The 13,577-nt window shown below is 72.8% G+C and carries 13 protein-coding genes; 12 read left to right on the top strand and 1 reads right to left on the bottom strand.

From position 1 onward, the window contains the following. The first annotated feature begins 2 nt into the window (after positions 1 to 2). Genes AC27LF_RS01210 through AC27LF_RS01160 form a run of 11 tightly spaced genes read left to right on the top strand, consistent with a single transcriptional unit; the run spans position 3 to position 11,576 of the window. Entirely contained in the window at positions 3 to 1,226 is a 1,224-nt protein-coding gene (locus tag AC27LF_RS01210) for a glycosyltransferase family 4 protein (protein ID WP_479657912.1), read from the top strand. After that, on the top strand, positions 1,227 to 2,462 hold the full coding sequence (locus AC27LF_RS01205; RefSeq protein WP_479657913.1) for a class I SAM-dependent methyltransferase: 1,236 nt from the start codon (positions 1,227 to 1,229) through the stop codon (positions 2,460 to 2,462). A gap of 11 nt (positions 2,463 to 2,473) precedes the next feature. Next, positions 2,474 to 3,268 (top strand): glycosyltransferase family protein, encoded by a 795-nt coding sequence (locus AC27LF_RS01200; protein WP_479657914.1) that lies wholly within the window; start codon positions 2,474 to 2,476, stop codon positions 3,266 to 3,268. Continuing rightward, positions 3,265 to 3,912 (top strand): PIG-L deacetylase family protein, encoded by a 648-nt coding sequence (locus tag AC27LF_RS01195; protein WP_479657915.1) that lies wholly within the window; start codon positions 3,265 to 3,267, stop codon positions 3,910 to 3,912. The genes AC27LF_RS01200 and AC27LF_RS01195 overlap by 4 nt, the downstream gene beginning before the upstream one ends. A 3-nt stretch (positions 3,913 to 3,915) precedes the next feature. Further along, on the top strand, positions 3,916 to 4,941 hold the full coding sequence (locus tag AC27LF_RS01190) for an NAD-dependent epimerase/dehydratase family protein (RefSeq protein ID WP_479657916.1): 1,026 nt from the start codon (positions 3,916 to 3,918) through the stop codon (positions 4,939 to 4,941). Between the two features lie 17 nt (positions 4,942 to 4,958). Further along, positions 4,959 to 6,212 (top strand): DUF4910 domain-containing protein, encoded by a 1,254-nt coding sequence (locus AC27LF_RS01185; protein ID WP_479658010.1) that lies wholly within the window; start codon positions 4,959 to 4,961, stop codon positions 6,210 to 6,212. Then, a complete protein-coding gene (locus AC27LF_RS01180; RefSeq protein ID WP_479657917.1) occupies positions 6,209 to 7,516 on the top strand; it encodes an MATE family efflux transporter in 1,308 nt (435 codons plus the stop codon). Before AC27LF_RS01185 ends, AC27LF_RS01180 begins: the two co-directional genes overlap by 4 nt. Continuing rightward, complete coding sequence (locus tag AC27LF_RS01175; RefSeq protein WP_479657918.1) at positions 7,513 to 8,460, top strand: glycosyltransferase family 2 protein; 948 nt, start codon at positions 7,513 to 7,515, stop codon at positions 8,458 to 8,460. The genes AC27LF_RS01180 and AC27LF_RS01175 overlap by 4 nt, the downstream gene beginning before the upstream one ends. Further along, the gene (locus AC27LF_RS01170; protein WP_479657919.1) at positions 8,457 to 9,695 is read left to right on the top strand and encodes a polysaccharide pyruvyl transferase family protein; all 1,239 of its coding nucleotides are present in this window, start codon (positions 8,457 to 8,459) and stop codon (positions 9,693 to 9,695) included. The genes AC27LF_RS01175 and AC27LF_RS01170 overlap by 4 nt, the downstream gene beginning before the upstream one ends. Continuing rightward, positions 9,692 to 10,243: a dTDP-4-dehydrorhamnose 3,5-epimerase gene (rfbC, locus tag AC27LF_RS01165; protein ID WP_479657920.1), complete on the top strand. Its 552-nt coding sequence runs from the start codon at positions 9,692 to 9,694 to the stop codon at positions 10,241 to 10,243. The genes AC27LF_RS01170 and rfbC overlap by 4 nt, the downstream gene beginning before the upstream one ends. 7 nt (positions 10,244 to 10,250) lie before the next feature. Further along, positions 10,251 to 11,576, top strand: a complete 1,326-nt coding sequence (locus AC27LF_RS01160; RefSeq protein WP_479657921.1) for a glutamate-1-semialdehyde 2,1-aminomutase — start codon at positions 10,251 to 10,253, stop codon at positions 11,574 to 11,576. A gap of 7 nt (positions 11,577 to 11,583) precedes the next feature. Here AC27LF_RS01160 and AC27LF_RS01155 read toward each other — a convergent pair whose 3' ends face one another. After that, entirely contained in the window at positions 11,584 to 12,264 is a 681-nt protein-coding gene (locus tag AC27LF_RS01155; RefSeq protein WP_479657922.1) for a phosphatase PAP2 family protein, read from the bottom strand. 461 nt (positions 12,265 to 12,725) lie between these two features. On the opposite strand from AC27LF_RS01155, the gene AC27LF_RS01150 reads away from it, so the two are divergent. Next, on the top strand, positions 12,726 to 13,337 hold the full coding sequence (locus tag AC27LF_RS01150; RefSeq protein WP_479657923.1) for a GNAT family N-acetyltransferase: 612 nt from the start codon (positions 12,726 to 12,728) through the stop codon (positions 13,335 to 13,337). The last annotated feature ends 240 nt before the right edge of the window (positions 13,338 to 13,577 follow it).

The following is a 13,577-nucleotide window of genomic DNA, read 5'->3' as shown; positions in this document are numbered from 1 at the left end:
CCATGCACGTCCTCGTGGTGCACAACCGCTACTCCTCGGCGCAGCCGAGCGGGGAGAACAGGGTCGTCGACCAGGAAGTGGGGCTGCTGCGCGCGGCCGGCCACCGGGTCGAGGTGTTCGAGCGGCGCAGCGACGACATCGCGGACCTGTCCCTGCCCGGCAAGGCCGCCGTGCCGCTCCTTGTGCCGTGGAACCCGGCGGTCCGCAGGGAACTCACCGCGCGGCTGCGCACCGAGCGGCCGGACGTCGTCCACGTCCACAACGTCTTCCCGCTGCTGTCGCCCGCCGTCCTCGCCGCCTGCGCGGACGCCGGCGTGCCCGCCGTCGCCACGCTGCACAACTACACCCAGGTCTGCCCGCCCGGCACGCTGCACCGGGACGGCCGCACGTGCACCGAGTGCGTCGGCTCGACGGCGTCGCTGCCCGCCGTCCGGCACGGCTGCTACCGGAACTCCCGGCTCGCGACGGTGCCGCTCGCGGTCAGCCTGACGGTCAACCGGCGGCGGTGGTGGTCCGGCGTGCAGCGGTTCTTCTGCATCTCGGCGGCGCAGCGCGACGTCCTGGTGCGAGCCGGCATGCCGCCCGAGCGGCTGACGGTGAAGCACAACTTCGTACCCGACCCCGGCTCCTGCCGGGCGGGCGACGGCGAGCACCTGCTCTTCCTCGGCCGGCTCGCCGAGGCCAAAGGGGTGCGGCTGCTCATGGGCGCGTGGGACGAGATCGCCGCGGACGGCGGTGTGGGCGTGCCGCTCGTGCTCGCGGGCGCGGGGCCACTGGAGCGTGAGGTGACCGCCTGGGCCGCGGGCCGGGACGACGTGCGCTACGTCGGCCTGCTCGACCCGGATCAGTGCCGGCAGGCAGTCGGACGGTCGGTCGCCGTGGTGGCTCCCTCGTTGGCCCTGGAGACGTTCGGGCTGGTGGTCGCGGAAGCGATGGCGGCCGGGGTCCCGGCCGTCGCCGCCGGTCACGGCGCCTTCGCAGAACTCGTCGAGGACGGGGTGACCGGGCTGCTGCACCGGCCGGGCGAGCCCGCCTCGCTGGCGTCCTGCCTGCGCCGGATCACAGCCGGGCAGGCCCTGGGCCGGGAGATGGGCCGGGCGGCCCGGCGCCGTTACGAACAGCGCTTCAGCCCGGCCGTCGGCCTGGAACGCCTGGTGGAGGGGTACCGCACCGCGATCGCGGGCCGGTTGGAATCGATGGGGGACGGAATCAATGGGGGGCAGTAGATGACACGATGCCGACTGTGCGGCTCGGCGGCGCTGGCGAGCGTCGTCGATCTCGGGGCGACGCCGCCGTGTGAGAGCTTTCTCGCCGCGGACCGACTGGACCGGCCGGAGCCGGCGTACCCGCTGCATCTGCGGGTCTGCACGGACTGCTGGCTGGCGCAGATACCTCCGCTGATCACACCGGAGGAGACGTTCACGCAGTACGCGTACTTCTCCTCCTACTCGACGTCCTGGGTGGAGCACGCGCGTACGTTCGTCGCCGACGCCGTACAGCGGCTCGCGCTGGGGCCCGACGCCTTCGTGGTCGAGGTCGCGAGCAACGACGGGTATCTGCTCAGGCACATGGTGGACAGGGGGATCCGCTGCCTCGGCATCGAGCCGTCGGTGAACGTGGGCGCCGCGGCGCGGGACGCGGGTGTGCCCACGCTCACGGCGTTCCTCGACCCGGCCACCGGCTCCGGCGTCCGCGCCGAGCACGGCCCGGCGGATCTGGTCGTGGCCAACAACGTGTACGCGCACATCCCCGACGTGGTCGGGTTCACCCGGGGCCTGCGCGCCCTGGTCGCCGACGACGGCTGGGTCTCCATCGAGGTGCAGCATCTGCTGACCCTGATCGAGCAGAACCAGTACGACACGATCTACCACGAGCACTTCCAGTACTACTCGGTCGCGTCCGCGATCCGGGCGCTTGCGAGCGGCGGACTCGCGCTCGTGGACGTCGAGTTGCTGCCCACGCACGGCGGCTCCGTCCGGCTGTGGGCCCGGCCGGCCGAGGCGGCGGGCGAGCCGACCCGGCGGGTGGCCGATGTGCTGGACCGGGAGAAGGCCGCCGGACTGCGGGAGCTTGCCGGGTACTCCGAGTTCTCCGCCCGGGTGGCCAAGGTCCGCCGGGACCTTCTGAAGTTCCTCATCGGGGCGGCCGAGCGCGGCGAGACGGTCGTCGGCTACGGCGCACCGGGCAAGGGCAACACCCTGCTCAACCACTGCGGCATCCGGCCCGATCTGCTCCCGTACACGGTCGACCGCAACCCGTACAAGCACGGCAGGTTCACCCCGGGCACCCGCATCCCGATCCTGCCGCCCGAGCGGATCGGCGCCGACCGGCCCGACTACGTCCTCGTCCTCCCGTGGAACCTGCGGGCCGAACTGGTCGGGCAACTCTCCTTCATCCACGAGTGGGGCGGCCGGCTGGTCTTCCCCATCCCGGAACTGAGCATTGTCGAGGTCGCGTCGTGAAAGGGCACAGCATGAAGGTCGTACTGTTCTGCGGCGGCTACGGGATGCGGATGCGCAGCGGAGCCCTCGACGACATGCCCAAGCCGATGGCGATGGTCGGCCCCAGGCCGCTGATCTGGCATGTCATGCGCTACTACGCGCACTTCGGGCACACGGAGTTCATCCTGTGCCTCGGGTACGGGGCGCACCACATCAAGGAGTTCTTCCTCAACTACGAGGAGACGACGTCCAACGACTTCGTGCTGCGGGGCGGGCGGACCGAGCTGCTGTCCACCGACATCGCCGACTGGACGATCACGTTCGCGCAGACCGGCGTCGAGTCACCGATCGGGGAGCGGCTGCGCCGGGTGCGGCACCATCTGGACGGCGACGAGATGTTCCTCGCCAACTACGCCGACGTGCTCACCGACGCCCCGCTGCCGGAGATGATCGACCGGTTCGCCCGGCGCGACGCCGGTGCGTCGATGATGGTGGTGCCGCCGCAGTCCTCGTTCCACTGCGTGGATCTCGGCGACGACGGCCTGGTGGGGGGCATCACCCCGGTGAGCGAGCTGCCGTTGTGGGAGAACGGCGGCTACTTCGTGCTCCGCCAGGAGATCTTCGAGCACCTACCGGAGAACGGGGACCTGGTCGCCGACGGATGCGCCGAACTGGCCAAGCGGGGACGGCTGGTGGCGCACCAGCACCGCGGCTTCTGGAAGCCGACCGACACCGTCAAGGAGCGGGCCGCGCTCGACGACGCCTACACCCGGGGCGACCGCCCGTGGGCCGTGTGGGAACGCGACGCCGCGGTGAGGACCGCGTGATCCGGCTCGGCGCCGGGCGCCTGGACCGGCTCGTCGCGTTGGGCGCGCACTGCGACGACATCGCCATCGGCGCCGGCGGCACCCTGCTGACGCTGTGCCTGGCGCGGCCGGGTGTCCGCGTCGACGCGCTGGTGCTCTCCGGCGGTGGCGGCGAGCGGGAGCAGGAGGAGCAGGCCGCGCTCGCCGCGTTCTGCCCGGGCGCCGACCTGCGGCTGACCGTGCTCAAGCTGCCGGACGGCCGGCTGCCCGCGCACTGGGACGAGGCCAAGGCCGCTATCGAGGAGGTGCGGGCGCGCACCGAGCCGGACCTGGTGCTGGCCCCGCGCACCGATGACGCGCACCAGGATCACCGCGGCCTGGCGAAGCTGGTGTCCACCGCGTTCCGCGACCACCTCGTGCTCGGCTACGAGATCGTCAAGTGGGACGGCGATCTGGGCCGTCCGGCGGCCTACCAGCCGCTGTCGCCGGACGTCGCCGAACGCAAGGTGCGGCTGCTGCAGGAGCACTACCCCTCGCAGCGGCACCGGCCCTGGTACGACCGGGAGGCATTCCTCGGCCTTGCCCGGATCCGCGGCATCGAATGCCACGCGCGCTACGCCGAGGCGTTCGCCGTCACCAAACTCACTCTCAACCTGGGGGGTTGAACCTTGCGCGTACTGCTGACCGGGCACCAGGGCTATCTGGGCACCGTGATGGCTCCGGCGCTCACGGCCGCCGGGCACGACGTCGTCGGTCTCGACGCGGGACTGTTCGCCGACTGCGTGCTCGGGCCGCCGCCCGCCGACCCGCCGGGGTACCGGGTGGACCTGCGTGATGTCACGGCCGACCAGGTGGCCGGGGTGGACGCCGTGATCCACCTGGCCGCGCTGTCCAACGACCCGCTCGGAGCGCTGGCGCCCGACCTGACCTACGACATCAACCACCACGCGTCCGTGCGGCTTGCCCGGCTGGCCCGCGACGCCGGAGTGCGGCGCTTCCTGTACGCGTCGACCTGCTCGGTCTACGGCGCCGCCGGCGGTGGCGACCTGGTGACCGAGGACGCGCCGCTGCGCCCGGTGACGCCGTACGCGGAGTCCAAGGTGCGGGTGGAGGACGACCTGCACGCGCTGGCCGACGGCGACTTCAGCCCGGTGTTCCTGCGCAACGCCACCGCCTTCGGCCACTCGCCCCGGCTGCGCGCCGACATCGTGCTGAACAACCTGGTGGGGCACGCCCTGTTGTCCGGCGAGGTCCTGGTGCTCTCCGACGGCACGCCCTGGCGCCCGCTGGTGCACGCCGCCGACATCGCACGGGCCTTCACGGCCGCGCTGACCGCGCCGCGGGAGGCGGTGCACGACCGGGCGTTCAACATCGGCAGCGAGACCAACAACGTCACGGTCGCCGAGATCGCCGAGCAGGTCGCCGCGGCGGTGCCCGGATCCAAGGTGGTGATCACCGGGGAGACCGGTGCCGATCCGCGGTCGTACCGGGTGGACTTCTCCCGGTTCCGGGCCGCCGTGCCCGGCTTCGACTGCGCGTGGACGGTGAAGCAGGGCGCGCTCGAACTCGCCGACGCCTACCGGACGTACGGGCTGACCCGCGAGGACTTCGAGCGCCGCTTCACCCGGCTCGCCGTGCTGCGCGCCGCGTCCGACGCCGGCGCCGTCGACGCCACCCTGCGGCGGCGCCGGTGAGCACGGCCGGCGAGCAGATGTACGCCCTGGTGGAGCGGTTGTATCCGCTGTGCCGGAGCATCACGGGCGACGGCGTGCGCGCCACCTTGAAGATCGTCGACGAGTACGTTCCGTTGCAGATGCACGAGGTGCCGACCGGGACGCAGGTGCTCGACTGGACGGTGCCCAAGGAGTGGAACATCCGGGACGCGTACATCGCGGACAGCGCCGGCCACCGGGTCGTCGACTTCGCCGCGTCCAGCCTGCATGTGCTCGGCTACAGCGTGCCGGTGTCGGCGACCATGCCGCTGGCCGAGCTGCGCGGCCATCTGCACACCCTGCCCGAGCACCCGGACTGGGTGCCGTACCGCACCAGTTACTACCGGCCGGACTGGGGGTTCTGTCTGGCCCACAAGACCCTGGACGAGCTGCCGGACGGCGAGTACCAGGTGCACATCGACTCCACGCTCGCAGACGGTCACCTCACCTACGCCGAACACGTCGTCCCCGGGCGGGTCCCCGACGAGGTGATCGTCTCCTGCCACGTCTGCCACCCGGCGCTGGCCAACGACAATCTGGCCGGCATCGCGGTGGCGACGTTCCTGGCCCGGGCGCTGGCGGAGCGTACGCCGTACTACACCTACCGGTTCCTGTTCGCGCCCGGCACCATCGGGGCGATCACCTGGCTGGCCCGCAACAAGGAACGGGTGGAACGGGTCAAGCACGGGCTCGTGCTGGCCTGCGCCGGCGACCCGGGCCGGCTGACGTACAAGCGGAGCAGGCGCGGCGACGCGGACATCGACCGGGTGCTGCACCATGTGCTGGCCACCTCCGGACGCCCGCACCGCATCACCGAGTTCACGCCGTACGGCTACGACGAGCGGCAGTTCTGCTCCCCCGGGTTCGATCTCGGTGTGGGTTCGCTCACCCGCACCCCGTACGCCGGCTATCCCGAGTACCACACGTCGGCGGACAACCTGGACTTCGTCTCCCCGCAGGCGATGGCGGACACCCTCGCCGTCTGCCGTGAGGCATGCGCCGTGCTCGACCGCAACCGGCGGTACGTCAACCTCAGTCCCTACGGCGAACCGCAGCTGGGCCGGCGCGGGTTGTACGACTCGCTCGGCGGCCGCAGCGACGCGAAGCAGGCCCAGATGGCCATGCTCTGGGTGCTCAACCTCTCCGACGGAGAGCACAGTCTGCTGGACGTCGCCGAGCGGTCCGGGCTGCCGTTCGCCACCGTCGCCGACGCGGCCGACGCCCTGCGCGACGCCGGGCTGATCAAGGCATGACGCCGATGACCGGCGAGGAGGAGATGCGGCGGACCACGGGGCCACCGGCCGGATCCGCCAAGCGGGCCCTGGTCGGCCGGCTGTCCTGGGGGCTGGCCGACCAGGCGGCCTCCAGCATGTCCAACTTCGTGGTGGGCATCTACGTGGCCCGCTCGCTGGGGGTGACCGCGTTCGGTGTGTTCAGCCTCGCCTGGGTGACCTACGGCGTGGTGCTCAACGTCTCCCGCGGGCTGGCCACCGACCCGCTCGTGGTGCGTTTCAGCGGCGTGCCGGAGTCGTCCTGGCGCGGGGCGGTGGCCCGGTCGTCGGGTACCGCGCTCGGTGTCGGTACCGCCCTCGGCGCGGCCTGTCTGGTGGCCGGGCTCGCGCTCGGCGGCCGTGTGGGGCCCGCGTTCGCCTGCCTCGGCGTCGTACTGCCGGGGCTGCTGGTCCAGGACGCGTGGCGGTTCGCGTTCTTCGCCGCCGGCACCGGGCGCAAGGCGTTCGTCAACGACCTCGTGTGGGGCGTCGTGCTCGTCCCGGCCATGGTGGTGGCGGCCCGCGTGGGCAGCGTGGCCGCTTTCGTGCTCGCCTGGGGCGCGTCCGCCGCGGTGGCCGCGGTGTACGGCTGCTTCCAGTCCGGCATCCGGCCCCGGTCGACCGGGGCGCGCGCGTGGCTTCGTGAGCACCGCGACCTCGGCTACCGGTACCTGGTCGAGAACATCAGCAACAGCGGCGCGAGCCAGCTGCGGGCGTACGGGCTCGGCGCGATCGCCGGGGTCGGCGCGGTGGGCGTGATCCGGGGCGCCGAGCTGCTGCTCGGCCCGTTCATGGCCGTGCTGATGGGTCTTTCGCTGGTCACCGTCGCGGAGGCGGCCCGGGTGCTGCGGCGGGCCCCGCACCGCCTCGGCACCTTCTGTCTCCTGCTCGGCGGCGGGCAGGCCGTCGCCGCGCTGCTGTGGGGCGGGGCGCTGCTGCTGGTGCCGGACCGGGCCGGCGAGCTGGTGCTCGGCGGCGTCTGGAGCTCCGCCTCACAGCTGATCGTGCCGGTCACGCTGGGCGTCGCGGGCGCCGGCCTCGGCACCGGCGCGGCGGCCGGGCTGCGCGCGCTCGGCGCGGCCCGGCGCAGCCTGCGCAGCCAACTGATCGCCTCCGCCTGCTATGTCGCCGGCGGGCTGGGCGGCGCGGCCGTGGCCGGCACGGTCGGCTCGGCCTGGGGCGTCGCCGCCGCGACCGGCTGCGGCTCGGCCGTGTGGTGGCTGCAGCTGCGCCCCGCCCTGCGCGGGCACCACCACAACCCCATCCCCGAAGTGAGGACGTCATGACCGCCCACCCCCGGCTGAGCATCGGCCTGCCCGTGTACAACGGCGAGGAGTATCTGGCCGAATCGCTCGACGCGCTGCTCGGCCAGACCTACGAGGACTTCGAGCTGGTCGTCTCCGACAACGCCTCGACCGACGGGACTGGGGAGATCTGCCGCGCGTACGCCGCGCAGGACTCGCGCATCCGGTACATCCGGCTGCCCCGGAACATCGGCGCCGCGCCGAACCACAACTATGTGTTCACCGAGTGCCGCGGCGAGCTGTTCAAGTGGGCCTCGCACGACGACCTGTACGCCCGGGACCTGCTACGGCGCTGCGTTCAGGCGCTGGACGAGCGGCCGGAGGTGATCCTCGCGCACGCCGACCAGGCGGTCATCGACGGCGACGGCCGGGTGAAGGTCCCCTACGAGTACGGGCTCGCCACCGACTCGCCGAGCGCGCCCGAGCGGTTCCGCAGCATGCTGTTCGAGCCCGGCGGCGACGACTTCTACGGGGTGATGCGGGCCGACGTGCTGCGCCGGGTGAAGCCGCACGACAGCTACCACCACGCGGACCGCACGTTCGTCGCCGAGATCGGCCTGCACGGACCCTTCCACCAGGTGCCGGAGCTGCTGTACTTCCGCCGCGACCACCCCACCCGGGCCGAGCGGGCGAACCCGTCCAAGCGTGCCCGGTGCGTCAACCTGGACCCGCGCCGGGCCGGTCCGCTGCACCCGACGCCCCGGCTGCTCGCCGAGTACGTCTGGGGGTTCGTCGCGGCGATCCGGCGGGCGCCGCTGTCCCCGGCCGACCGGCGCGCCTGCTACCGGCACCTGGCCGCGTGGCTGGCCAGCCGGGCCCGGCCGGGCGCCGGCGAGCGGGTCGAGGACCGCGCCCCGGTCGACCCGGACCGGCTCACCGTCCGCGTCGACGACCTCGTCGCCGGCCGTGAGGGGAGGCGGGCGTGACGTCCGCGCACGAAACCCCGGTGCGCGTCGGGGTGTTCGGGCTGCTCGGCTCCGGCAACCTCGGCAACGACGGGTCGCTGGAGGCCGTGCTCGGGTACCTGCGCGCCGGGCATCCGGAGGCGGTCGTGGACGCGCTGTGCGGCGGACCCGAGGTCGTCTCGGCCCGGTACGGGATCCCCGCGACGCGGCTGCACTGGTACCGCGGGGAGTACCGGACCGCGGCAGGTGCGGGCGCGGTCGCGGCCAAGGGGCTCGGCAAACTCGTCGACGCCGTGCGCACCGCCGCCTGGGTGCGCCGGCACGAGGTGGTGATCGTGCCGGGCATGGGCGTCCTGGAGGCCACGCTGCCGCTGCGGCCCTGGGGCTTCCCGTACGCGCTGTTCCTGCTGTGCGCGTCCGGCCGGCTGTTCGGCACCCCGGTCGCGCTGGTCGGTGTCGGCGCCGCCCCGATCGGCAACCGGGCGACCCGGGCCCTGGTGCGCTGGTCGGCGCGGCTGGCCGCCTACCGGTCGTACCGGGACGTCCCGTCCCGCGACGCGATGCGGGAGATGGGCGTGGACACCGCGCGCGACGAGGTCCACCCGGATCTCGCGTTCGCCCTGCCGACGCCGCCGGCGAGCGCGCCCTCGGGCCGGCCGGGCCATGTCTGTGTCGGCGTCATGGCCTTCCACGGCGGCGACGACGACCGCGCCCGGGCCGAGGAGATCCACCGGCGCTATCTCGACGGGACGACCCGGTTCGTGCGCGCGCTGGTCGAGGACGGCAGGCCGGTCCGGCTGCTCACCGGCGACCGGGTCGACGCGCAGGTGGTCGCCGCGATCCTCGACGCGGTGGACTCACCGCTGGTCACCGCCGCCGAGACGGCCTCGCTCGCCGATGTGATGAAGGAGACGGCGGCTGCCGACACCGTGGTGGCGACCCGGTATCACAACCTGATCTGCGCGCTGAAGGCCGGCACGCCGACGCTCGCCCTCAGCTATGCGGCGAAGAGCGACGCGCTCATGGCCCAGATGGGTCTTGCCGCGTACTGCCACCCGGCTCGCGAGGTCGACGCCGACCGGCTGCTCGGACAGTTCCGGGCGCTGGAGCGGAGATCGGCGCAGCTGCGGCGGACCCTCGCCGAGCGGAACCAGGTCGCCGTCCGGCGCCTCGACGACCAGTTCACCGCCTTGACCACGGCCCTGTTCCCGACGACCGGCAAGGCCCCCACCCCCGCACGGCAGGAGGCTCCATGAAAGCGACCGAAGTCCCTGAGATCGCCGGCGCCTACCTGTTCGAGCCGACGCCGTACGTCGACGAACGCGGCTTCTTCTGCCGCACCTTCGACGCCGACGTCGTCCGCTCGGTGGGCCTCGACCCGGACGCCTTCGTCCAGGACAGCCTGTCCCGCTCGGTCCAGGGCGTGCTGCGCGGCCTGCACCTGCGCTCCGGCGCCGGCGAGGCCAAGCTGGTGCGGTGCTCGTACGGGAGGATCTTCGACGTCGTCGTGGATCTGCGGGCGGACTCGCCGACGTACCTGGGCCGGGCGTTCTTCGAGCTGTCCGACACGACGCAGACCACCCTGTACGTCCCGGCGGGGTGCGCGCACGGCTTCCAGGCTCTGACGGAGACCGCCGACGTCTCGTACCGGATCGACCGCCCGCACGATCCGGCCGAGGACGTGACGATCGCCTTCGACGACCCGGAGCTGGCCATTGCCTGGCCGCTGCCGGTCACATCGATGTCCCAGCGGGACCGCAAGGCGCCGAGCCTCGCCGAGGTCCTGCGGAAGAAAGAGAGTTGAGGTCGGCGTGGACACCGAAGAGCTTTCCCTGCCCCGGTCACGGAGGGCGAACGAGCGGCTGCACGCCATGATCCCCGGGGGTGCGCACACCTACGCCAAGGGCGACGACCAGTACCCCGAGAACCTGGCCCCGGTCATCAGCCACGGCCGCGGCGCCCACGTGTGGGACATCGACGGCAACCGCTACATCGAGTACGGCTCCGGCCTGCGGTCGGTCAGCCTCGGCCACGCCCACCCCCGCGTGATCGAGGCGGTACGGCGGGAACTGGACCGCGGCAGCAACTTCGTCCGGCCGTCCTTCGTGGAGGTCGAAGCCGCGGAACGCTTCCTGGCCACGGTGCCGACCGCCGAGATGGTGAAGTTCGCGAAGAACGGCTCCGACGCCACCACCGCCGCGGTACGCCTCGCCCGCGCCGCCACCGGGCGCCCGCGGGTGGCGGTCTGCGCCGACCATCCGTTCTTCTCCGTCGACGACTGGTTCATCGGCACCACGCCGATGTCCGCCGGCGTTCCGGCGGCGACCGACGAACTCACCGTGGCGTTCCCTTACGGGGACCTGGCCGCCACGGAGGAACTGCTCACCCGGTACCGGGACGAGGTCGCCTGCCTGATCCTCGAACCCGCCACCCACACCGAGCCGCCGCCCGGCTATCTGGCCGGCCTGCGCGAGCTGGCCGACCGGCACGGCTGCGTACTGGTCTTCGACGAGATGATCACCGGCTTCCGCTGGTCCGAGGCGGGCGCCCAGGGCCTGTACGGCGTCGTCCCCGACCTGTCCACGTTCGGCAAGGCGCTGGGCAACGGATGCGCCGTCTCCGCGCTGGCCGGGCGCCGCGACCTGATGGAACGCGGCGGGCTGCGTCACTCCGGCGACCGGGTGTTCCTGCTGTCGACCACGCACGGTGCGGAGACCCACTCCCTGGCGGCCGCGATGGCCGTGCTCGCCACCTACGTCGAAGAGGGCGTCACCGCACGGCTGCACGCCCTCGGCGAGCGGCTGGCCGCCGGGGTCCGCGACGCCGCGGCCGGCATGGGCGTCGGCGACCACGTGCTCGTCCGGGGCCGGGCGAGCAACCTGGTCTTCGCCACCCTCGACGAGAACCGGCAGCCGTCGCAGCGGTACCGCACCCTGTTCCTGCGCCGGCTCCTCGCGGGCGGGGTGCTGGCCCCGTCGTTCGTGGTGAGCAGCGCGCTCGACGACGCCGACATCGATCACACCGTCGAGGTGGTGGGCCAGGCATGTGCGGTGTACCGGAAGGCACTGGACGCCGGCGACCCCACCCCCTGGCTGGCCGGACGACCGGTGAAGCCCGTGTTCCGCCGCCTGGCCTGACGTGCCGTCAGCGAGCCTCCCGCCGGCTGGCGTCGGCCACCGGGCCGGCCCGCCGGTCGGCGATCCGGTCGACCAGCCACGCGGTCGCCGGTGTCACCGCCAGCGCGGTGCACCAGCCGCCGAGGACATCGGTCGGGTAGTGCGCGCCCAGGGCGACCTGCGCCCAGCCCATGGCGGCGCCGGCGACCAGCGCCGCCGCGAGCACGAGTGATGTGCCGGCCGTCCTGCCGAGGCCGAGCCGGCCGGTCGCGGGCAGCGCCACCCCGAGGGCGAGCGCGGTGGCGAAGGCGGTGTGCCCGCTCGGATAGGACAGGCTCCCGTCGTGGATGGTGCGTCCCACCAGGGACTTGAGCACCGTCGCCGTCCCCACGGTCAGGCCGGCGCCGGCAACGACGAGCACCGCCGCGCGAGGACGCCGAAGCAGCAGGCAGCCCGTCACGGCGGCCACGACCAGCGTCGCCGCGCCCACGGGCTCCCCCAGGAAGTCGATGGCCAGGGCGACATGCCGCCACGGCGGCCGCACGCCGTCCACCGCCGCCCCGATCCGCGCGTCCACCGTGCCGGGCTCGCCGTCGCCGGCGTACCGGACCCCGAGCACGACGACCACCAGCGCGGCGAGGCCCGCGACCGGCCCGAGCCGGCCCCGCACCGACGGCGGCAGCACGGCGGCCCCCGACCGCCCGGTCACAGGCCCACCGCGCCCGGCCGGCCTGCGCCGACGCCGGGGCCCTGTGTCCGGACGACTCCGGTGACCGTGCGTCCGGGCCTGCCATGGCCTGTGTGTCCCGTCACTGCCTGGGCTCCCGAGGCCGCGCCGATCGGGCGTTCCGCACCAAGGGCCGGCCGGCCGCCTCCCTGATGGTCCGGGCCCGCGCCGCGCGCCTCGCATGCCGGGCTCTGGTCACCGACTTCCGCCACCCCCTCGCAGACCGTCCGGCAGACGCGACGCACCTCCCCCGGAGTCGGTCCCTGCTCGCCACCCTAACCACAACGCGGCCACGGCAAACCGCCGCCGCACAGGGCGCTCCGACCCGACCGGGTCCGACTGCCTGCCCGGCGGACACGGCATCCGCACGACCGTACTGCGCAGAACACCGTGTGACGGATACCGGCAGGACGCCGGGCGGGGCCGCTGGGCACAATACGGCAATGGCTGATCACCCTCGACGTGCTGCGCGCCCTGACTTCCTCAGCAAACCCACACTGAGGGGGCAGCGGGTGCTGCTCCGGCCGGTCACGGTGGACGACGTGCCCGCGCTGATGCCGATGTTCCGGGACGCGGAGGTGTCACGGCTGACCGGCAGTCATGGCGTCGGCGAGCCGGATGAGGCACAGATCCGCACCTGGTACGACACCCGTCGGGATCAGGATGACCGGCTGGACCTCGCCGTGGTCGAGCAGACGACGGGGAACGTCATCGGCGAGGCGGTACTCAATGAGTGGGACCCGGCCAACGAAAGCTGCGGCTTCCGCATCTGTCTCGTACCCGGAACTCATGGGCGCGGCCTGGGAACGGAGGCGACCCGGCTGATCGTCGGCCACGGCTTCGAGACGCTGGGTGTGCACCGCATCTCGCTGGAGGTCTACGCCTTCAACCCGAGGGCCCGTCGCGCCTACGAGAAAGTGGGGTTCGTCACCGAAGGCGTACTCCGCGACGCACTGCTGTGGGAGGGCACGCGGGTGAACGCGACGGTGATGTCGATCCTGGCCCCGGAATGGTCCCACCACCACGGCCACCCGCAGACAACCGACCCCGCATGACCAGCCGAAGGTCACCTTCGACGGAACGGGGTCCGAAATGGAGTCTGTGGGTACAGACCGCCACCGACCAGCCCCGTCGCCTCGCACCACCGCCACCCGACCGTCGACCGGTTTCGGTGAGTTGCCCCGCGGCTTCACGGAGATTCCCATCAACGCACCTCAGCCCGCGGGGTTTTCACAGTCACGCGAACCTGCCAACATCCTTTTATCCGGGTTCTGATGGTGTGGTGGGGGTGTTGC

It is taken from the genome of Streptomyces diversicolor, from assembly GCF_057537855.1.
This window is presented reverse-complemented; position numbering and strand designations above follow the sequence as displayed.